At 50.2% G+C, this 18,851-nt stretch carries 19 protein-coding genes and 5 pseudogenes; 19 read left to right on the forward strand and 5 right to left on the reverse strand.

Annotation, left to right across the window (positions count from 1 at the left end; genetic code table 11):
- The 6 genes from tnpC to BEA93_RS25870 all read left to right on the forward strand — a co-directional run.
- Positions 1 to 1,067, forward strand: a 1,067-nt coding sequence (gene tnpC, locus BEA93_RS22930; RefSeq protein ID WP_236942897.1) for an IS66 family transposase, incomplete at its 5' end; no start/stop codon positions are given.
- 78 nt (positions 1,068 to 1,145) lie between these two features.
- Positions 1,146 to 1,511, forward strand: a complete 366-nt coding sequence (locus tag BEA93_RS26155) for a transposase (protein WP_000567766.1) — start codon at positions 1,146 to 1,148, stop codon at positions 1,509 to 1,511.
- Between the two features lie 63 nt (positions 1,512 to 1,574).
- Positions 1,575 to 2,375 (forward strand): IS3 family transposase, encoded by an 801-nt coding sequence (locus tag BEA93_RS22935; RefSeq protein WP_272897389.1) that lies wholly within the window; start codon positions 1,575 to 1,577, stop codon positions 2,373 to 2,375.
- A 38-nt stretch (positions 2,376 to 2,413) separates the two neighbouring features.
- Positions 2,414 to 3,316, forward strand: a complete 903-nt coding sequence (locus BEA93_RS22940) for a hypothetical protein (RefSeq protein WP_105225162.1) — start codon at positions 2,414 to 2,416, stop codon at positions 3,314 to 3,316.
- A gap of 1,051 nt (positions 3,317 to 4,367) precedes the next feature.
- Complete coding sequence (locus BEA93_RS25865; protein ID WP_236942194.1) at positions 4,368 to 4,892, forward strand: hypothetical protein; 525 nt, start codon at positions 4,368 to 4,370, stop codon at positions 4,890 to 4,892.
- 8 nt (positions 4,893 to 4,900) lie between these two features.
- Entirely contained in the window at positions 4,901 to 5,320 is a 420-nt protein-coding gene (locus tag BEA93_RS25870; protein WP_236942085.1) for a reverse transcriptase domain-containing protein, read from the forward strand.
- Positions 5,321 to 6,385: 1,065 nt separating this feature from the next.
- Here the strand turns inward: BEA93_RS25870 and BEA93_RS22955 are convergent.
- Positions 6,386 to 6,559, reverse strand: a pseudogene (locus BEA93_RS22955) (ATP-binding protein); the annotation flags it as partial.
- 88 nt (positions 6,560 to 6,647) lie between these two features.
- Here BEA93_RS22955 and BEA93_RS22960 point away from each other — a divergent pair.
- Complete coding sequence (locus tag BEA93_RS22960) at positions 6,648 to 6,980, forward strand: transposase (protein ID WP_172954579.1); 333 nt, start codon at positions 6,648 to 6,650, stop codon at positions 6,978 to 6,980.
- Between the two features lie 3 nt (positions 6,981 to 6,983).
- A pseudogene (locus BEA93_RS22965) lies at positions 6,984 to 8,171 on the forward strand (IS91 family transposase).
- A gap of 179 nt (positions 8,172 to 8,350) precedes the next feature.
- Here BEA93_RS22965 and BEA93_RS22970 read toward each other — a convergent pair.
- Together BEA93_RS22970 and BEA93_RS26160 are read right to left on the reverse strand one after the other, a co-directional pair.
- Positions 8,351 to 8,500, reverse strand: coding sequence for a hypothetical protein (locus BEA93_RS22970; RefSeq protein WP_157942465.1), 150 nt, complete (start codon positions 8,498 to 8,500; stop codon positions 8,351 to 8,353).
- Positions 8,501 to 8,608: 108 nt separating this feature from the next.
- Complete coding sequence (locus BEA93_RS26160) at positions 8,609 to 8,932, reverse strand: FaeA/PapI family transcriptional regulator (protein ID WP_105225156.1); 324 nt, start codon at positions 8,930 to 8,932, stop codon at positions 8,609 to 8,611.
- Between the two features lie 634 nt (positions 8,933 to 9,566).
- Here BEA93_RS26160 and BEA93_RS22980 point away from each other — a divergent pair.
- From BEA93_RS22980 to BEA93_RS25270, 11 genes and pseudogenes are all read left to right on the forward strand, one after another.
- On the forward strand, positions 9,567 to 9,866 hold the full coding sequence (locus tag BEA93_RS22980; protein WP_001117557.1) for a PapB/FocB family fimbrial expression transcriptional regulator: 300 nt from the start codon (positions 9,567 to 9,569) through the stop codon (positions 9,864 to 9,866).
- 181 nt (positions 9,867 to 10,047) lie between these two features.
- On the forward strand, positions 10,048 to 10,575 hold the full coding sequence (locus tag BEA93_RS22985) for a hypothetical protein (protein ID WP_105225157.1): 528 nt from the start codon (positions 10,048 to 10,050) through the stop codon (positions 10,573 to 10,575).
- 100 nt (positions 10,576 to 10,675) lie between these two features.
- Positions 10,676 to 13,087: a PefC/AfrB family outer membrane usher protein gene (pefC, locus tag BEA93_RS22990; protein ID WP_105225158.1), complete on the forward strand. Its 2,412-nt coding sequence runs from the start codon at positions 10,676 to 10,678 to the stop codon at positions 13,085 to 13,087.
- Complete coding sequence (locus BEA93_RS22995) at positions 13,080 to 13,772, forward strand: fimbrial chaperone (RefSeq protein WP_105225159.1); 693 nt, start codon at positions 13,080 to 13,082, stop codon at positions 13,770 to 13,772. Before pefC ends, BEA93_RS22995 begins: the two co-directional genes overlap by 8 nt.
- Positions 13,759 to 14,283: a F18 fimbrial protein FedE gene (locus BEA93_RS23000; RefSeq protein ID WP_105225160.1), complete on the forward strand. Its 525-nt coding sequence runs from the start codon at positions 13,759 to 13,761 to the stop codon at positions 14,281 to 14,283. Before BEA93_RS22995 ends, BEA93_RS23000 begins: the two co-directional genes overlap by 14 nt.
- 20 nt (positions 14,284 to 14,303) lie before the next feature.
- On the forward strand, positions 14,304 to 14,462 hold the full coding sequence (locus tag BEA93_RS25395) for a hypothetical protein (protein ID WP_163432077.1): 159 nt from the start codon (positions 14,304 to 14,306) through the stop codon (positions 14,460 to 14,462).
- Between the two features lie 67 nt (positions 14,463 to 14,529).
- Positions 14,530 to 15,174, forward strand: coding sequence for a DsbA family protein (locus BEA93_RS23005; RefSeq protein WP_105225161.1), 645 nt, complete (start codon positions 14,530 to 14,532; stop codon positions 15,172 to 15,174).
- A gap of 31 nt (positions 15,175 to 15,205) precedes the next feature.
- The gene (locus BEA93_RS26165; protein ID WP_001277199.1) at positions 15,206 to 15,505 is read left to right on the forward strand and encodes a helix-turn-helix domain-containing protein; all 300 of its coding nucleotides are present in this window, start codon (positions 15,206 to 15,208) and stop codon (positions 15,503 to 15,505) included.
- 246 nt (positions 15,506 to 15,751) lie between these two features.
- Complete coding sequence (locus BEA93_RS23015; protein WP_236942898.1) at positions 15,752 to 16,525, forward strand: reverse transcriptase domain-containing protein; 774 nt, start codon at positions 15,752 to 15,754, stop codon at positions 16,523 to 16,525.
- A 272-nt stretch (positions 16,526 to 16,797) separates the two neighbouring features.
- Positions 16,798 to 17,436 (forward strand): hypothetical protein, encoded by a 639-nt coding sequence (locus BEA93_RS23020; protein ID WP_157942468.1) that lies wholly within the window; start codon positions 16,798 to 16,800, stop codon positions 17,434 to 17,436.
- Between the two features lie 420 nt (positions 17,437 to 17,856).
- Positions 17,857 to 18,001: pseudogene (locus BEA93_RS25270) on the forward strand (IS66-like element accessory protein TnpA); the annotation flags it as partial.
- Between the two features lie 278 nt (positions 18,002 to 18,279).
- On the opposite strand, the pseudogene BEA93_RS23025 reads toward BEA93_RS25270, so the two are convergent.
- Both BEA93_RS23025 and BEA93_RS25895 read right to left on the reverse strand, forming a co-directional pair.
- Positions 18,280 to 18,438: pseudogene (locus tag BEA93_RS23025) on the reverse strand (IS66 family transposase); the annotation flags it as partial.
- Positions 18,439 to 18,635: 197 nt separating this feature from the next.
- Positions 18,636 to 18,851 (reverse strand): annotated as a pseudogene (locus tag BEA93_RS25895) (hypothetical protein); the annotation flags it as partial.

The following is an 18,851-nucleotide window of genomic DNA, read 5'->3' on the forward strand; positions in this document are numbered from 1 at the left end:
TGAATCAGGAGAGCAGATTACCCCCTGGATCTGATTTCAGGCGTTGGGTGTGGATCACTATTGCACCGTTCGTGACACCAGGATTCCCGGGGCGGTTCAAATATGTGGAACATATCCCTTTATATCGCCAGTCAGAAATATACGCGCGACAGGGCGTGGAGCTGAGCCGCAATACCCTGGTGCGCTGGGTATCAGAAATGGCAGACAAACTCCGTCCTCTGTATATAGCGCTGAATGACTATGTTCTGGAGGCAGGAAAGGTGCACGCAGATGACACGCCGGTGAAAGTACTGGCTCCGGTGAACGGAAAGACGAAAACGGGTCGTCTGTGGGTATACGTCAGGGATGATCGTAATGCGGGTTCATCCCTGCCGGCAGGTGTCTGGTTCGCGTATTCGGCAGATCGCAAAGGAGAACATCCGCAGCTCCACCTGGCAAAGTATCAGGGCATGCTGCAGGCTGATGCCTATGCAGGTTATAAGGTACTGTACGAAACGGGCCGGGTGAAGGAAGCCGGGTGCCTGGCCCACGCCCGCCGAAAAATCCATGACGAGGATGTGCGCCGTCCGACAGAAATAACTCAGGAAGCGCTCAGACGGATAGCAGAGTTATACGCCATAGAAGCGGAGATACGCGGCAGTCCGGCAGAGGAACGGCTCGCAGTCAGAAAAGCCAGAAGCGTCCAGTTGATGCAGTCGTTGTACGACTGGATACAGTTGCAGAGGAAAACGCTGTCGAAACATGCGGAGATGGCGAAGGCGTTCGACTATATCCTGAATCACTGGAATGCGCTGAACGAGTTCTGTCGTGACGGCCAGGTGGAAATAGACAACAACATCGGTGAAAACGCGTTACGCTCGGTGGCGGTTGGAAGAAAAAATTATCTTTTCTTCGGCTCAGACAAGGGAGGAGAAAGTGCGGCGATCATCTACAGTCTGCTGGTCACCTGCAAGCTGAACGAAGTGGAGCCGGAGGACTGGTTGCGCGAAGTGATCGTGAAGCTCAATGGCTGGCCGTCAAACCGTGTGCATGAACTGCTGCCCTGGAACTGCTCAACTGTAAAATAATCCTTACGCTACGTACTTCTCGGGGCGCTTACTAAATGATGCGCTTACCTAGTTTTTAGACTAGTCATTGGAGAGCAGATGATTGATGTCTTAGGACCGGAGAAACGAAGACGGCGTACTACACAGGAAAAGATCGCTATTGTTCAGCAGAGTTTTGAACCGGGAATGACGGTCTCCCTTGTTGCCCGGCAACACGGTGTGGCAGCCAGCCAGTTATTTCTCTGGCGCAAGCAATACCAGGAGGGAAGTCTTACTGCTGTGGCCGCAGGAGAACAGGTCGTTCCTGCCTCTGAACTTGCTGCTGCCATGAAGCAGATTAAAGAACTCCAGCGCCTGCTCGGCAAAAAAACGATGGAAAATGAACTCCTTAAAGAAGCCGTTGAATATGGGCGTGCAAAAAAGTGGATAGCGCACGCGCCCTTATTGCCCGGGGATGGGGAGTAAGCTTAGTCAGTCGTTGTCTCCGGGTGTCGCGTGCTAAGTTGCACTTCATTCTCAGACGAACCGATGACTGGAAAGATGGTCGCCGCAGCCGTCACTCAGATGATACGGATGTGCTTCTCCGTATACACCGATGTTATCGGAGAGCTGCCCACATATGGTTATCGTCGGGTATGGGCGCTGCTTCGCAGACAGGCCGAACTTGATGGTATGCCTGCGATCAATGCCAAACGTATTTACCGGATCATGCGCCAGAATGCGCTGTTGCTTGAGCGAAAACCCGCTGTACCGCCATCGAAACGGGCACATACCGGCAGAGTGGCTGTGAAAGAAAGTAATCAGCGATGGTGCTCTGACGGGTTCGAGTTTCGCTGTGATAACGGAGAAAAACTGCGAGTCACGTTCGCGCTGGACTGCTGTGACCGTGAGGCACTGCACTGGGCGGTCACTACGGGCGGCTTCAACAGTGAAACAGTACAGGACGTCATGCTGGGAGCGGTGGAACGCCGCTTCGGCAACGAGCTTCCGGCGTCTCCAGTAGAGTGGCTGACGGATAATGGTTCATGCTACCGGGCTAATGAAACACGGCAGTTTGCCCGGATGTTGGGGCTTGAACCGAAGAACACGGCGGTGCGGAGTCCGGAGAGTAACGGCATAGCAGAGAGCTTCGTGAAAACGATAAAGCGTGACTACATCAGTGTCATGCCCAAACCAGACGGGTTAACGGCAGCAAAGAACCTTACAGAGGCGTTCGAGCATTATAACGAATGGCATCCGCATAGTGCACTGGGTTATCGCTCGCCACGGGAATATCTACGGCAGCAAGCCAGTAATGGGTTAAGTGATAACAGGTGTCTGGAAATATAGGGGCAAATCCACGATAATAATATTATGGTGACTGGACTATGAATAAGATCTTGAAAAGAAAACTTGCGCTTATCCTTTTATTTTTATCAACGTCGGTATGCGGCTCAAACTTATATGTCTTTGAAAGTGGCGAAAGCCTTGTGACCGACGTGTTGACGGGTACCGTACTGTACCGTGGTGCGCCGAGTGTTGGGAATTCTACTAATATTTCCACAATTACAACCAGTTATACTATGTGCCCTCCGACGACATTTGAGCTGGAAACAGATCTGGCGGGAGTAATCCGTTTTCCTGATTACAATGGTTCAGGAGATAGTGGTCGTATACATCTGAATCTTCATCCTGGGGGTTACAACAGTTATTACGACCTGGATGAATATCGCCTTATAGGTAATGGGTCCATTGTTCAGGAACGACGGTGGAAAGATCTATCGTGCTCGGGGAGTTTGAAAACGCGGAAGACTGCCCTTGGCGCTGTCTGCGGTGTTACTGCGCGGTTAATGGAATCCAGCGCGACGGAAGATACGGTGTACACGAGCATGCAACTGACCGCAACAGGCGAAGATGCGGATCAGAAGCAGCGCAAGTTCCGTACGACCTGCACCTACAAGTGGAAACGTGCTCCACTGGAAACAGCGGTTCAGGTAAAACCGGAGGTACTAAACTTAACGGGTAAAGTCGGTGAAAGGGTGTTGGGTAACTTTGATGTGATACTGACTGCGCCTTTTTCGAATACCCCCAGGCCACGTTTAACGTGGGACCGTGTAGAAGGGGGGGAGTCTGGATGCGAAGTTCGCTTATGGGGGAACTATGGCAACTGGAATGCAGGAGAATGGAGGTGGGTCAATTATGGCGATGTAATTCATGTGACAGCCGCAGTAACTTCCAACAAACCTCAGGTCTGCACTAAGAAATTGAACTGGACTGTAGAAATTATGTAGCTGCCGTTGACTGCAGAGTTTGTTTTACTGGTATTCGCGTAAGTGGGGATTGTGAGCCCGGGGTAAAGTTTCGGTGCGAAAAGAGAAAAGAAAGCGAATTATTCTGACAGGTACATGCTGGTATGGGTTGACAGGGCTGTGGCAGTTGTTGTTGAGATTGGGCATGATGTCTGCATGGCATCGCCCGGGGTGGAGTCCATCTTGCGTGGGTAAAATCACTTTTATCAGATATATATTGGCCTGTGTGTTTGATGCGAATGATTTTCCGGCTACGGGGAATCATGGCCGTGAGGTGCGGGTAACAATTGTTAATATTGATGGCCGGCGTATAAATTTCTGGCAAAGTTAAGGGAAATACCGGAAGAAAAGAGTAACCGTGCACCCGGTGCCATGTAAATCGGGTTTCCGGGGCATTGCTCCGGATAAGTCAGGAAACGTCTGCAGAAAAAGGAGATTAACGGAATGTGGTTTGTGTTAAGCGGGATGCTTTGCTTTTTTATTGCGTACCTGGCAGATAAATACGCTAAAAAGTAGTGACGAATGTGATTATTTTACGGGGGTGTTCATGATAGCGCTTGCCGCGTTAGTCTGAAAGACTGCTGTTATAAGTGATTTAATTCCTGAAGCAGAAGCTTCTGTGCTGGTTTGTTTTCCTGCAGGCGGTCGTATTCCGGCAATCGCACCAGGGTACAATAAAATATATAAAATAAACATCGGTTTATCTTATTGATTATTGTTGTTGGTTAGAAAATTAAGTATCATTAATGCGAAATTTTTTGTGATAACTATTTCTTTTTAATTAATCAGAATATTACAATGCAGCCAAGCCAAGCAGGATAATCTGTACCCGGCATTCAGTCTTGCTGCAGCGCTCGCCTGCAATAAAAAAACTTACCCTACTCAACTATATTATCCCTTTCACCAATACCGGTGTGTATGTCGGTATTTCCGGTATTTCTTCAGAATATATCCGTCCTCCGCCTCCATAACTGATATCCCGTCCTGTTTGCTCACTTGATGCATTGCAATGAATTAGTCACGGAATTAACAAATGAGTCTTTTCCGCACAACGGTTGACCGGAGGGAAGTCGCCACTGGATGGATATATCGTCAGCGACGCCGGGCATCGCATAACGCCGATATATGGCACCTGCGTTTCCATCGGGAAAAGTATCCGGAGCGTATATGGCAACAGGTGGATAACGGTGAATACCGTCTGTTACCATCACAGCTTATCCGCACCGGAAAACAGGACGATATCGTTCTCTGGTCTGCCGCTGATGCCATGGTGATGAAGTGGGTGGCTCTGGAAATACAGGACCTGCTGCCCCTGCAGAGCCGGTGTGTCCATACTGCGGGACACCGGGGCGGTCGGGACTCGCTGGCAGAAATAACGCAAAAGCTGGCAGAGGGCGCGCGTTTTGTCTGGCGGACGGATATCCGGGGGTATTACCGACATATCCGGAAACAGCAGCTCTGGCATCACGTCTGCCGTTTTATCCGTTCGCCGGTGCTGCTGAACACGGCGGTGAGTTTTTTACACCACAGGGCGGTATATGTCGCGGCAGCGCCCTGAGCCCTCTACTGGGGGCATCGTTCCTGTGGTATGTGGATTCGGCATTCAGCCGTCAGGAGGATATTTATTATGTCCGCTATATGGATGACTTTCTTTTTCTGTCCACGCGGCGCTGGCCGTTACGGCGCGCTGTCAGACGGCTGCATGATTACTTTGAGGACACCGGCTTTGAATGCCATCCGGACAAAACACAGGTCGGCCGGACTGAGCGTGGCTTTGACTGGCTGGGCGTCTGGTTTGATTCAACGGGGCCCACTGGAATAGCTCCCCGTGCAAAAGAGAACCATCGTGCACGTCGGTTGCGGCTTGAGGAGCAGGCCCGCAGGAGAGGACTGTCTGAAGAGGCTGTCCGCCTGAGGGTGCAACAGTATGAGGCACGATGGACATTGTGGGCAGAGCGCCAGATGAAGGCCGCTTTGCTATCTTAACATATATGGTGAACTTACTATGAATCGCTTGATAATTACCTACTCAGCTACCGCGATAACCGCTAGCCTTTGCCCCGGCTTCCCACAGCGGGGTGTACGAATCCACGCACTTCGAATCAACAATGTACGAAAAAACCGACCTATCCGGTGGAACAAATACCGGGACTGAGGGGACCGGCACCAGCGCGACAGGGCTCCCACGACTATACGCTGTGGGGGGGAGGGCTAGGCACAAACTACCAAAGTGTTCGACATCGAAGAGATATCCGCGCCGAACAACACGTCTCCAACAATAAATTGTGACTCCCCTCAAGGGAGGACCGTCAACGTAACGCTGTTAACAAAAAATGGTGAACCAGTCGACGAACTGGAATACACGACACCTTCCTGGATCAACACGCCGATGCCAAACGGTTTCCGCATGAGCTCCTCGCTGCACGATGGTCCACTCACTTCACGCTGCCAAAAACTTACATATGTACAGGTAACCCTGACGTCCTCAAAGTAAACTTCCGAAGCGGTGGCTATATCCAGAAATGGTGGGACGACGTCATGGCCCAACCGGTTTACATGGAAAATTACCGCCACCGCCGTCTACAAACCCGCTCCAAACGCTCTTCTATTAGAGTTTACCCCAAGTGTCATTACGCTTAGCGGGCCAGTCGGGGTCGACCTACAGGCCGTCTCAACTCTAAAAGTAGTAACAGACAGTACAACACGTATCAGAATCACATGGCCGAAAATCGCGGGAATCAAATACCTGGAAAACACACACTGGGTGGACGAGTCAAAAGATGTCATATCCGATTCATCAACATATAACATTCACAAAACCATCAAAATATCAGGTGATAGGGTGGGTCAGAAGTCCATCGCAATTCCAGTAACAGGGGAAACCGTCTGATAACGCCCTCACAGGAAAACCTAACTCAGATCCACATCATTGGAGATCGGAAGCAGACCCTAACACAAAGCTACCCAATGGCCCGACGACACCATAACACATATAACATACCGACGGGGGGACCTCTATCCCCTCGCTACATGCCCGCAAAATTGCCTTCGTTAAAGATGCTGTCCGCTTTTCACCATTTCATCATCACTGATTGGCGTTGTGTTTTTGGCCAGCACTCCAGCTTTACGTTTCTCTTTTAACCGGTAACTCTCTCCTTTGATATTCAGCGTGGTTGCGTGATGTAGCAGCCGATCCAGTATCGCTGTTGCCAGCACGTGATCTCCCGAGTAGGCAGCCTGACGGCTGCGGCTTGTCATGGCCTGAAATTACCGTTATAAAAACAGACAATGTCATTGTCTTTCAGGTGGTTAAATGGCCCGTTCAGCTAAACCTCGCAAACAATCCCCCCGCTCAGCCCCCCTGTTGCGATGGCGGGTGGTCCCCTGCGCCGGAGGAACAGATAATGAAGTCGGGCTGTTTTTTCCCGACTTCGCCAGTGCTGCCGATTACTGTATGGAGAAAGATATTCCATACCTGTTTGAAGAAGATGCCACCGGCAATTATGAAACAACTGTATGGATAGTTGGTGAGCCCGACGGTAATGTCACCATGCTCCCCATGTCCTGGAAAAATTTTCTGTCCGTGTGCACGATACATCCCTTTATCTGTCCGCAGTGCGGCACCTCACATCTTCCCCCTGCGTAATTCATGCTTCCCCGTTTTGCCGACATTTTTCAGCAGGGAAACCGCTGGCTTAACTGGCTGGAGAAACAGCCGGAAGGCTCAGTACGTCCGGTAGTCATTGAGTCTGTGACAAAAATCATGGCGTGCGGGACCACACTGATGGGCTACACGCAGTGGTGTTGTTCATCACCGGACTGTTGCCATACAAAGAAGGTCTGTTTCCGCTGTAAAAGCCGCTCCTGTCCGCACTGCGGAGTGAAGGCCGGCGCACAGTGGATACAGTATCTGCTGAGTCTGGTCCCCGACTGCCCGTGGCAGCATATTGTGTTCACGCTTCCCTGCCAGTACTGGTCCCTGGTGTTCCACAACCGGTGGTTGCTGGCAGAGATGAGTCGTATCGCAGCCGACGTGATACAGGAAATCTGCCGCCAGGCAGATGTGGAGCCGGGGATATTCACGGTAATCCACACCTGGGGCCGTGACCAGCAATGGCATCCACATATTCATCTGTCGACCACTGCCGGTGGTGTGACGTCAGGTCACACCTTGGAAAAATCTTCATTTTTACGCCCGTAAGGTGATGAGCATGTGGCGTTACCGGATAACACGGTTGCTGTCACGGAAATACCCTGACCTGGTGATACCGGATGCGCTGACAGCAGAAGGAAGCAGTAAACGGGACTGGAATCGCTTCCTGGACACACATTACCGCCGTGGCTGGAATGCCAACGTCTCCAGGGTAATGGATAACGCCACCCACGTGGCGGTGTACTTTGGCTCTTACCTGAAAAAGCCGCCGGTGCCGATGGCCGTCTGGAGCATTATGCCGGTCGGGATGAAATTGGCCTGCAGTACAACAGTCACCGGACAAAACGGGAAGAATACCTGGTGATGAGTGGAGATGAGTTCATGGAAAAGTTCTCCTGGCATGTGGCGGATAAAGGGTTCCGTATGGTGAGGTACTACGGTTTTCTGAGTCCGGCGAAGCGCCGGTTACTGGAAGATGTTGTTTACGCCATAACGGAGACGGTGAGAAAAACGGCAAGGCAAATCAGGTGGAGGGGGATGTATCAGCGGTTACTGAAGGCTGACCCGCTGAAATGCGTGCTGTGCGGAAGTCAGATGCGTTTTACGGGGCTGAAGCGGGGCTACCGTCTGGCAGAGCTGGTCGGGATGCATGAGCCACTGGCGCGACAGCGGGTGTGCGGCTGAGAGCCGCATCGGGGAAGTTGCGTCCATTTTGAGAGAAATGGAGCAAAAAAAACGCCAGTGATCCCCTGAATCAATTAATGTAAACGATTGAATTGGTAATACTTATTATGCGACATTCTGGCCGTGTTGAATAACCATCCATTTTTGAGTGTTTTTTAATCTTTTGGGGATTTAAATTCCTATCGATCAAGATGGTGTGTCATCTCTGCATTGAGAGCGGCTTCAACGCTGAGCTTTTTCAGCAGCCGATCAAACTGACTGAGGTCTTCAGGGGTTTTGAGGTTTTTGGCCAGTTCGTTAGCCAGAGCCTGTAACTGTTTTTCGTCCATAAATTAACCTTCATTTGATGCTGGATTGAACATATCAAAATCAGGCAATTACACAAATCTATGTACAGGCTCTACTCTCCAGGAACCCCGTGGTGGTTTTCTTCTTACTCACGGTTCCTCCTGGTGAGATGTCTGAACGTATCCTGCCGCCTGCGCTGGCAGACGGTAAGAGGTAATTTCATCCGGCGTCAGTTCCTGACATCTGAAGCCCGGACAGGACTCTCCGGGCGTGTTATGCATTCCGGGGGGCTGTGCAATTTCCCACAACGTCTTTGCTCCGCGACGAATACCGCTTCGTTTTACCTTTCCTTCTGTAGTCAGGCACTGAAGAAGATAGCGTGCCTGATAATCCGTTGTTTTCAGCATGTCGGCCACTTCCGCTGTGGTGGCTGTTTTACACTGCGAAAGATATTCAAGAATCAGCACTTTCATAGCACTCTCTTTTTATAACAATTCTCATTTGCATATTTGCCGGCACCCGGCGTTTTACTGCTGGCAGAGTAACAAAACCCTGATTCAGATTATTTCTGAATAAAAATTAAAGCACAAACACATAGATATACACTGGTGGTATTTGTGAAGTTAATTTAAATAAAATGTAAAAAAAACAAATCATATATCCAGACCTAAATTGCGTCGGGTAATGTCTTATATCAAGAAGCCAGATAAGGCTTATCAAATCAACTGATAAATAACGTAAATATTAGCGTTGATAGCAAGATTGCATTCAGGAGTTGTTATTTAAAATAGTCTTTCTTGTTTGCTGTTTTTATAAAAAACATAAAGACAGGTTTTATTTTTATTCTTTCCAAAAAAAACGATAAAAGATCGTATTTATTGCATTATCCGATCTTTTAATCTGATTAATGCATTGACCTGTAGTGTATTGTTCTTATTGGCGTTCGGCATTCAGAATCTTGTGTTGTTTAGTGTGTTCTTTTTAGTTAAAAAGATCGCAAAATGCGTATTGAACGGACTTTGATACTATATAAAATAGAAAATATATAAATTTTGAGAACATGTTCCTTTGGTTCCGGGGAGTGGAGAAAGCTGCGGAGGGGTATTTATGCCTGGTTGTGGCTATGATGATTTGACCTCTTATCAGAAAGGTCTTGATTCAGTTGTCAGAAGAGAAGATGTAAAAGGCTCATTATCAGGTGAACAGTTTGATTTGTTAATGGAGCTTTCTTCGATTCATAGCCCGAAAGTTATTCTGGCAATGCGTGACCATCTTGTTAAAGGGGATTTACGCAAAGTTGTTTGTCAAAGATATGGCGTTAATGCCGGGTATCTGAGCGTGTGCATTGGGCGCCTGCTCCGTATAGAGCGTGGTGTTTCCAGGCTGGCTCGCTTTTATTGTCGGTAAATCCGAACAATACAGTTGGTGTCACAAAAAATAAATGCTGCTATCTGTGCAGGCGGCTGCCGTGTATTTATGGATGGGGGGGCGTTATTTTCTTTTTTTTCGGGGAGAAAATAGCGACGCGTCATTAATGCGTCCTGTAACAATGATTATTTGATATTCCAGTTATTCGGAGTTTAATAAGATGAAAAAATTAATGATTGCATCTGCTATTGCAATGACCATGACTGCGGGTTCTGCTATGGCTGCACTGGGCGATGCGGGGTCTCAGGGTCAGGTTCAGTTTATTGGTACTGTTGCTGCGAAAACCTGTGATGTTGTTGTTGACGGCGATGGCGCTGTAAATAACCTGGTTCAGTTTGGTACTGTGAACAAGGGTGGGAAATCTCAGAAGAATTTCTCAGTGAAACTCAAAGATCCGACTTGTGTAACAGGTATGACGAAAGCTCATTTTGCGTGGGCATCGCCAAACTTTAACGCTCAGGGAATCGCAAATCAGTCTGGTACATCAACTGATTCTTGGGTGAAGCTTAACGCTGTGTCTGGCACCAACACCACCAGTGATACTGCTGATATCACTAGTGCAAACAATGCTGTTGAATTCACCATTACTGATGCTACCAAGGGCTTCGAGTATCAGGCTGAATTAAATGCCGGTCAAACGGCGGGTACCTTTGAGACTGCAGCAGCTTACTCTGTTGTTTACGAGTAATAGCTGACAGTTGATATATATATCCGGGAGTTCTCTCCCGGATATATCGTCCCATTTTCGGAGTATATGCTCCTTGCTGAGCACGAGGATATATTCAGAGATGAATCAGCGTCGTCTTTTTAAACTATCTCTGTTGGCACTGAGTATATATTCTCATTTGAGTGTCGCGACAGAATTAAACCTGGATTTTATTCAGGGAACCAGTGTAATTCCTTCCATTCTGAAAACAGACAGCGCTCTGCCTGCAGGTCAGTACGTTGTTGATGTGCTCGTTAATAACGAGCGAACCGGTCGCGCGAATCTTGTCATTACGGAAGAGGACGAAAAAAATAACAGCCTTTGTCTCTCTCCCGAATGGCTGGATAACGCCGGGGTGATGATAAAAAAAGATGCTTATGATGATGACTATGACAAGGATAAACAGTGCTATGTTCTGACCCGTAATCCCCACACCAAAGTGGATTTTGATTACGGTGCGCAGACATTAAAATTTAATATTCCTCAGGCTTATGTGCTGAGTAAAAACGACCCCGCCCGCTGGGATTACGGTGTGAATGGCGGGCGCCTGAAATATTACGGTAACTTCAATAAAAACGTTCATGATGATGTGAATGCCTTCGGGAATTTTGATGCAGCCATCAACCTGGGGCGCTGGGTGTTATCCAGCAACATGAACGTGTCGCATGACCGTGATAAAACCGAATTCACCTCCAGTGACCTGACCCTGTCCACGGCCATCAGCCAGGTGCAGGGAGACCTGTTGCTGGGGAAATCACAGACACGTACCGAACTGTTTTCTGACTTCAATTTCTACGGAGCGGCACTTCGCTCTAACAGTAATATGCGCCCGTGGGAATCCAGGGGGTATGCGCCGGACATTTCCGGTATCGCCCCCACCCCTTCCCGTATTACCGTGAAACAAAACGGATATACGGTCTATTCTAAAATGGTACCGGCGGGACCTTATCGTCTGGATGACCTGCGCCCGATGGGGAACGGCGACCTGGTGGTGACCGTTGAAGATGAAAGTGGCAACAAGACCGAGCAGGTCTATCCGGTCACCACGCTGCCGACGCTGCTGCGTCCGGGTGAGTTCCAGTACAACCTGGCGGTGGGTAAGAAGAACAACAGTAATGAACTGGATAAGGCGTTTCATTCTGACACCGGAATGTTCTGGCTGGGCAGTCTGGACTATGGTTTCTCCACCACCACGCTGAACTCAGCATTCATTCTGAATGATGATTATCAGGCCGGTGGTCTGGGCGTTACCCAGATGCTGGGAGGACTGGGGGCCGTGTCGCTCAGTGCGAACGTGTCAAAGGCCAGCTATGACAACGGAGAAGTGAAAACCGGACAAAGCTTCAGCGCCAAGTATGCCAAAAGTTTCTCGGACAAGACAGACCTGCAGTTACTGACATACCGCTACCAGAGTAAGGGGTATGTGGAGTTTGCAGACTTTGACCCGAAGGATATCTGGCGCTGGCGAGGCGGTAACCAGAAATCCCGCTATGAAGCCCGGTTGTCGCACCGTTTTGACAACACGTACCTGAGCGGCTCTTTCTGGCGTCAGGATTACTGGATGCGTGAGGGGCATGACACCGGAAGCACGCTGTCATTCAGTACGTCTGTATTTGATTCCGTCTCGGTCTTCCTGAACGGGTCGTATTCAAAGTATGCCTGGTCAGATAAGGCGGATTACTCCGTTTCCCTGAGTGTGAGTGTGCCGTTTGACATGAAGGGCATCCGTCATTTCAGCAGTAACAGTGTGGGATATACCCGCAACGGAGGCACGACATTCAATACCAGTGTGTCTGCGACACCAACAGACCGCTTTAACTACAGCCTCAGTGCAAATGCCGGCTCGAAAGGTGACCGTGGTGCGTCTGCATCGGCCAGTTATGCGTTTGATGCCATTCAGACCAACATGGGCGTGTCCCGCTCCTACAACAGGCACGGAAGCAGCCAGACCAGTTTCTCCGGCAGTGTTTCCGGCTCTGTTCTGGGGACATCTGAGACTGGTCCGCTCTTTACCAAAGAGTCGTCTGACACCGTGGGTATTGTCAGCATTCCGGGCGTTAAAGGTGTTTCTGTTAACGGCTCCATGCCGACGAACAGTGACGGTAACACGGTTGTGTGGTTATCTGAGTATTCAGAGAACAGCATCAACATCAACATGGATAACGTGCCGGACAACATGGAGTTTGAGACCACATCATACAACGTGGTGCCGACCGAAAAGGCGATGATTTACCGCAAATTCGGCTTCGAGAATGTGCTGCGTTATATCCTGCGAGTGAAGGATGCGCAGGGCAACTACCTGACCGGTGGTGATGCGAAAACGGAACAGGGGCTGAATGCAGGGTTTATTTCAAACAATGGTGTTCTGCTGATGAACATGCTGGCTGAACCGAAAACTGTCAGCGTGAATACCGGGGACGGAAAACAGTGTCGTTTCTCCATGGCAGGGCTGAAGGCCAACACGAATAAAGTTCAGGAGGTTCGTTGTGAATAATTTTGGTAAGGCAGCGCTGGCTGCCCTCCTTTCTCTCTCTTTCTGCAGCCAGTCCATGGCGGCATTTACGCTGAACGGGACCCGTTTCATTTATGAAGAGGGAAAGAAGAATGTTTCTTTTGAAGTGACGAACAATGCGGACAAGACCTATGGTGGTCAGGTGTGGATTGATAACACGAACCAGGGGAACGGCGTCTACATGGTGCCACAGCCCCCGTTCTTTAAGGTGTCGCCCAAACAGAAACAGATTATCCGCATCATGAACACGGACAGCAATCTGCCGAAAGACCGTGAATCCCTGTTCTGGCTGAACGTGCAGGAAGTGCCGCCCAAACCGGAGATGAAAGATAACGAAGGCAGTGTACTGGCCATTGCCATGAACACCCGTGTGAAGCTGATTTACCGTCCGGCGTCCATTAAGGATGGTCGTAAGGATGCAGAGAAGCAGCTGAAGCTGGAACAGCGTGGCAGCGACACCTGGCTGAAGAACCCGACGCCGTATTACATGGCTATTGTGAGCCTGAAGCATAACGGTAAGGACATCACACTCAGTGACAAGGTGATGAAGGAAGTCTCACAGCTTAAGCCGTTCAGTGACGTGAATCTGGGTAAAAAGGTGAGCGGAAAAATCAGCGTGGATGCTGTAAATGACTGGGGTGGAGTTCAGAGCTATGAGATTCACTAAAGCGGCCCTGGCAGCACTGATGATGGTGGTGATGACCGGCAGCGGACAGGCGGCCACCACCGCCACAGCAACGCTGACAATTAATGTCACCTTCACCCAGCCGAGCTGTGATATTCAGGTGCCTTCTTCATATAACCTGGGGCTTCTGGTGCAGGGAGAGCAGAATAAGGAGCATGCTCCCCTGAATATTACCTGGACGTGTGAGGGAGATGCGCCACTGAAAACAGCATTAACGGCTGCCATTGTTAAAGGAACGGCAAGCGGTAATGAGAAAGTTGTTTTGCAGACGGACAGTGGTGCTGACACCGGAGCGACGCTTTCCCTGAAGGAAAAAAAGACAGGCAGTCTGATAAAGCTGACCGGTCCGGATGGCGGAAATCCTTTCTGCAGCGATGAAAAAGAAGATACCGGTATGCGTACCTGTACGTTAATCCCGGTGACTGACGTTTCCCGGGATGGCGCGCTGGGGATGGCATCAGCCAGACTGAAATTTGAGGTTGCATATCTGTAATCTCACGGAGGTAAAAACAGATGAAGCAGAGGCATGCCGGCAGGAAACAGAAGGCGGAAAGAAAGGGAAAACGGGAATGGCTGGCAGAGCACCTGACGGAAGTGCTGCTGTTCATTATGACCGGGGCACTCTGGTTTTACCTCTGGTTTGAAAGTCATCTGCTGCAGGGATATTACTGACCCGGTCATACCAGCCAGTCAGAAAGACAACGCCGTAATTCGTGAATAAATCTGTGAAAGGTAATTAATGATGTTCAGGCAACTGGTATTTCTGCTGTTCTGTGGGCTGGGCATCGCCTGCATGCCACAGTCCCGGGCAGCGACACCCGCGGAAGGTAAGGATTACAGCGTGCTGAAGACGCCGGTGGCAGACGCACCGGCGGTGGTGGAGTTTTTCTCCTTTTACTGCCCGCCCTGTGCGGCTTTCAGCAGCCGTTTTCACGTCAGCCAGGCCGTGGACAAAATCCTGCCGTCGGGGGAGAGGGTGGTGAAGTATCACGTCAGCACAATGGGACCAATGGGACTGGAGCTGACGGAAGCCTGGTCGGTGGCAAAAGTACTGGGTGTGGAAGACAGAGTGGAGTTACCGCTGTTTGTGGCGGTACAGATAAACCGGAGCATTAAGACGGAAGCGAGTATCCGCCAGGTGTTCATTGATGCCGGTATTCCGGCAAGGGACTATGACGCGGCGAAAAACAGCATGGCGGTACGTGCCCTGACGGCCAGACAGCAGGAAGCGGCAAAAGCTTATGGTGTGACAGGAACACCGTCATTCTTCGTGAAAGGGAAATATCTGGTGAACAACGGCGGTATACAGCCATCGACTGAGCAGGATTACGGGAAGTCGTTTGCGGAAGTGGTCAGCGTGCTGCTGAAACAGCACCAGGGATGAGTGGAAATCAGGCGGGAGCAGGAAACGGAAAATGAGTGCGGTAACGCTGAGTGTTTTTCTGACACACTATAACGCGGAGCTTACCCTGACACTGCCAGACACACTGACCCCCACGGAGTTGTCATTACTGCGGATGCTGATACAGGGGATGAGTGTGTCGGAGATAGCCCGTTGTCGTCACCGCAGTACGAAGACGGTGTCATATCAGAAGTCGCAGATATACCGGAAGCTGGGGATACGTAATGACCTGACGTTCTGGCTGGATATTCTGCTCAGATATAAACCGGTGCTGAGGAAGACAAAACCATTTATGAACCACCGGGTCGGGTAATTAAAAAATTTGACTGAAATCATGAATGAGAGACAACAGTCACCGCGAATCTGCACAGGCATGGATATTTCGCCGGCGACGCCGGGCATCCCATAACGCTGATATATGGGACCTGCGTTTTCACCGGAAAAAATACCTGAATCACATATGGCAGCAGGTGGATAACGGTGAATATCGACTGTTACCGCCACAGCTTATCCGGACAGAAAACAGGACGATATCGTTCTCTGGTCTGCCGCTGATGCCATGGTGATGAAGTGGGTGGCTCTGGAAATACAGGACCTGCTGCCCCTGCAGAGCCGGTGTGTCCATACTGCGGGACACCAGGGCGGCCGGGACTCGCTGGCAGAAATAACGCAAAAGCTTGCACAGGGCGCGCGTTTTGTCTGGCGGACGGATATCCGGGGGTATTACCTGCATATCCGGAAACAGCAGCTCTGGCATCACGTCTGCCGTTTTATCCGTTCGCCGGTGCTGCAGAACATTATTAAACAGTATATCTGGTACACCGTCGAACACGGCGGTGAGTTTTTTACACCACAGGGCGGTATATGCCGCGGGAGTGCCCTGAGCCCTCTACTGGGGGCATCGTTCCTGTGGTATGTGGATTCGGCATTCAGCCGTCAGGAGGATATTTATTATGTCCGGTATATGGACGACTTCCTTTTTCTGTCCACGCGGCGCTGGCCGTTACGGCGTGCTGTCAGACGGCTGCATGATTACTTTGAGAACACCGGCTTTGAATGTCATCCGGACAAAACGCAGGTCGGTCGGACTGAACGCGGTTTTGACTGGCTTGGCGTCTGGTTTGATGCAACGGGGCCCACCGGAATAGCGCCCCGTGCAAAAGAGAACCATCGTGCACGTCGGTTGCGGCTTGAGGAGCAGGCCCGCAGGAGGGGATTGTCTGAAGAGGACGTCCGTCAGCGGGTGCAACAGTATGAGGCACGATGGATGTTGTGGGCAGAGCGCCAGATGCGTTCTGCCAGAAAATATAATTTATCGCATGGTGATTTATGATTAATACGTTTTTACGTCACGCGGCCCGGTCAATGGGTACCATCTTCTTACTATGGGGGTGGACAACGACCGCCAATGCCGAATTGTCAAACTACTGCCTCACCTCCATCGACTACAAGATCGAAGATACAGAGGGGTCATGGCCAAGCGGCACGCACATAATATCACCACCACACTGCGACACGGACAAACCGTACGTATGGTCCAAAGCCATCGCTGATTCATACTGGGGTACGCGATCCGATGTATATGTACGCCATGGCGCATCCTATGTGAAAAAACCTGCAGACCAGACATACAACGGTGTTACATTCCTCGCCGAATGGGTGTACACTAATGGCGCCCGCGTCTCGGGCGGCATAAACAACGGCGAAGATGTCAACCCAACCGATACCACAATACCTCAAGGCTCCCGTGGGAACGCGTATGTGACCTTCAAAGGGCCCGCACCAAAGGTTGGGCAGTATAACAACCTTATGGACGAAACCTGGCGTGTGACCCTGCTGAATGACTACAACTACACAGACGCCTACGGGGGGCAACACATTGACCGCAGAGTTACTATTACTGCAACAGTGCACGCCTCACGCATGAACAATAGGATCTCGGCCCAAGTACAAACACCCGTGCAGTCCTGTGTCGCACGTAAGGGCCACTGCGCTGTGGAGAACACATTAGTACTCAACTCAACGGATGGTGCTAGAATAGAAATCAAGCCGAACCCTCAGACCTCAGGATCAGTCACAAGCTGTAAGGTCGATTTCCCGGGCGTTAGGTACTACCCTAACCGCGAATCCTTCATCGACGACATTGCCGGACCGTACCCGGAAAACTACAAATTCAACGTAGACATAACTACAGAAGTGGGGACGGGACAGTGTTTGATAAACTTTGACTTATCATTACTTTAACGAACGTGGTGGTGGAGTAGTGGAGCCACTCCGCTCCTATCACCCGGTCATAAGCACATATGTGGGGTGCAGATACACCCGTGCATTAACAGATCTTGGTGATGAACACACGTCAACATGACTGGCGCGGTGGAAGGACGGCTTCGCTGCCTATTAGCAAAACGCGACGTTCCGTCTCTGCGCACCGTTTCCGTCCACTAAACCAAAACCATCAACAAAGCTACTCCAATTGACAACACCCCCATCCAGACAATAGATTAGTATCCCTAAATGCGACAGGAATTCACCATCACGCAAACCGCGAAATGTGAAACCTCGGGGCCCGGCGTATAATTCGTGCGCGCCTCTTTTAAACCATCCTCACCTCCCTTTCCTGTTTCCGATACTAACGTATATTTTCGCAGTAAAAGGACATTTATGATGAATGCAAGACAGACGGTACTGGCAGATAATCCGCAATTGATCCTGCGTGTGCTAAAGCTGAGATTTGACGAGTCACTGTCGTACCCGCGCATTTCTGCGCCGACCGGATGTCAGCAAAACCGCCATTTTTTCTCTGGTGCGGTGATTTCACCAGATATTCGCTGACTGGCCTCTTTCCGGTGGTAAGTGTTAACGGAGTACCATATTGACGCTTATTTATGGTGAGTGCTACCGTTCCATGGCAGGAGTTCGTCAACCCAGTTGGAAGGGCATTCCGGCAGTACGCTCAGAATATGGTATCGTTCCGGCGAACTCATATTGACGCATTTTTCAGGCGAGCCACTGGCAGCGCATACGATTGATCTCCGTCTGCCGTTGGTTGATTTATTTGTAAGCGACTCGTCAGAACCGTATTGCTATTTACTGAGAGCTCAGATCAACTTTCCAGGGCAACAGATCGCGTACCCGGTTTGCCGGCCAGTCCTGGATATGTTCAATGACGTAACGCAGCCACTTTTCTGGCTCCACATTGTTCAGACGGCATGTGCCGATCAGCGAGTACAACACCGCCGCATGTTCATCGATAGGAATTAAAAACCCGGAAAGATTAAAAAAACACCAAAAAATGGATGTTTATTCAATTCCGGCTGCGAGCCATGATGGCTGCACCACAATGCACCGGCAATTAAATGGCGCTCATTGATTGATTTCTTATATCTGTGATGATTTTTTGTTTCATTTCCCCAAAAATGGACGCAACTTCCCCTCTGCGGCTCTCAGCCGCACACCCGCTGTCGTGCCAGTGGCTCATGCATCATGACCAGCTCTGCCAGACGGTAGACCCGCTTCAGTCCCGTAAAACGCATCTGACTTCCGCACAGAATGCACTTCAGCGGGTCAACCTTCAGTAATGTTAGCGCCAGTGATATAAGACGGTAATTCACCATTTGGATTGTCCGCTCCACCCAACATGTTGTTTCCTTAAGGTTCTC

The organism is Escherichia sp. MOD1-EC5950 (assembly GCF_002965345.1).
Taxonomy (GTDB): domain Bacteria; phylum Pseudomonadota; class Gammaproteobacteria; order Enterobacterales; family Enterobacteriaceae; genus Escherichia; species Escherichia marmotae.

What these genes read in the sequence shown, in the direction of transcription:
- BEA93_RS22985 (WP_105225157.1), top strand. Translation starts at nt 10,048, where the DNA reads ATGAAAAAATTAATGATTGCATCTGCTATTGCAATGACCATGACTGCG.
- pefC (WP_105225158.1), top strand. Translation starts at nt 10,676, where the DNA reads ATGAATCAGCGTCGTCTTTTTAAACTATCTCTGTTGGCACTGAGTATA.
- BEA93_RS25395 (WP_163432077.1), top strand. Translation starts at nt 14,304, where the DNA reads ATGAAGCAGAGGCATGCCGGCAGGAAACAGAAGGCGGAAAGAAAGGGA.
- BEA93_RS22935 (WP_272897389.1), top strand. Translation starts at nt 1,575, where the DNA reads ATGACTGGAAAGATGGTCGCCGCAGCCGTCACTCAGATGATACGGATG.
- BEA93_RS25865 (WP_236942194.1), top strand. Translation starts at nt 4,368, where the DNA reads ATGAGTCTTTTCCGCACAACGGTTGACCGGAGGGAAGTCGCCACTGGA.
- BEA93_RS26160 (WP_105225156.1), bottom strand. Translation starts at nt 8,932, where the DNA reads ATGAAAGTGCTGATTCTTGAATATCTTTCGCAGTGTAAAACAGCCACC.
- BEA93_RS23015 (WP_236942898.1), top strand. Translation starts at nt 15,752, where the DNA reads ATGGTGATGAAGTGGGTGGCTCTGGAAATACAGGACCTGCTGCCCCTG.
- BEA93_RS23005 (WP_105225161.1), top strand. Translation starts at nt 14,530, where the DNA reads ATGATGTTCAGGCAACTGGTATTTCTGCTGTTCTGTGGGCTGGGCATC.
- BEA93_RS26165 (WP_001277199.1), top strand. Translation starts at nt 15,206, where the DNA reads ATGAGTGCGGTAACGCTGAGTGTTTTTCTGACACACTATAACGCGGAG.
- BEA93_RS22980 (WP_001117557.1), top strand. Translation starts at nt 9,567, where the DNA reads ATGCCTGGTTGTGGCTATGATGATTTGACCTCTTATCAGAAAGGTCTT.
- BEA93_RS22960 (WP_172954579.1), top strand. Translation starts at nt 6,648, where the DNA reads ATGGCCCGTTCAGCTAAACCTCGCAAACAATCCCCCCGCTCAGCCCCC.
- BEA93_RS23000 (WP_105225160.1), top strand. Translation starts at nt 13,759, where the DNA reads ATGAGATTCACTAAAGCGGCCCTGGCAGCACTGATGATGGTGGTGATG.
- BEA93_RS22940 (WP_105225162.1), top strand. Translation starts at nt 2,414, where the DNA reads ATGAATAAGATCTTGAAAAGAAAACTTGCGCTTATCCTTTTATTTTTA.
- BEA93_RS22970 (WP_157942465.1), bottom strand. Translation starts at nt 8,500, where the DNA reads ATGGACGAAAAACAGTTACAGGCTCTGGCTAACGAACTGGCCAAAAAC.
- BEA93_RS26155 (WP_000567766.1), top strand. Translation starts at nt 1,146, where the DNA reads ATGATTGATGTCTTAGGACCGGAGAAACGAAGACGGCGTACTACACAG.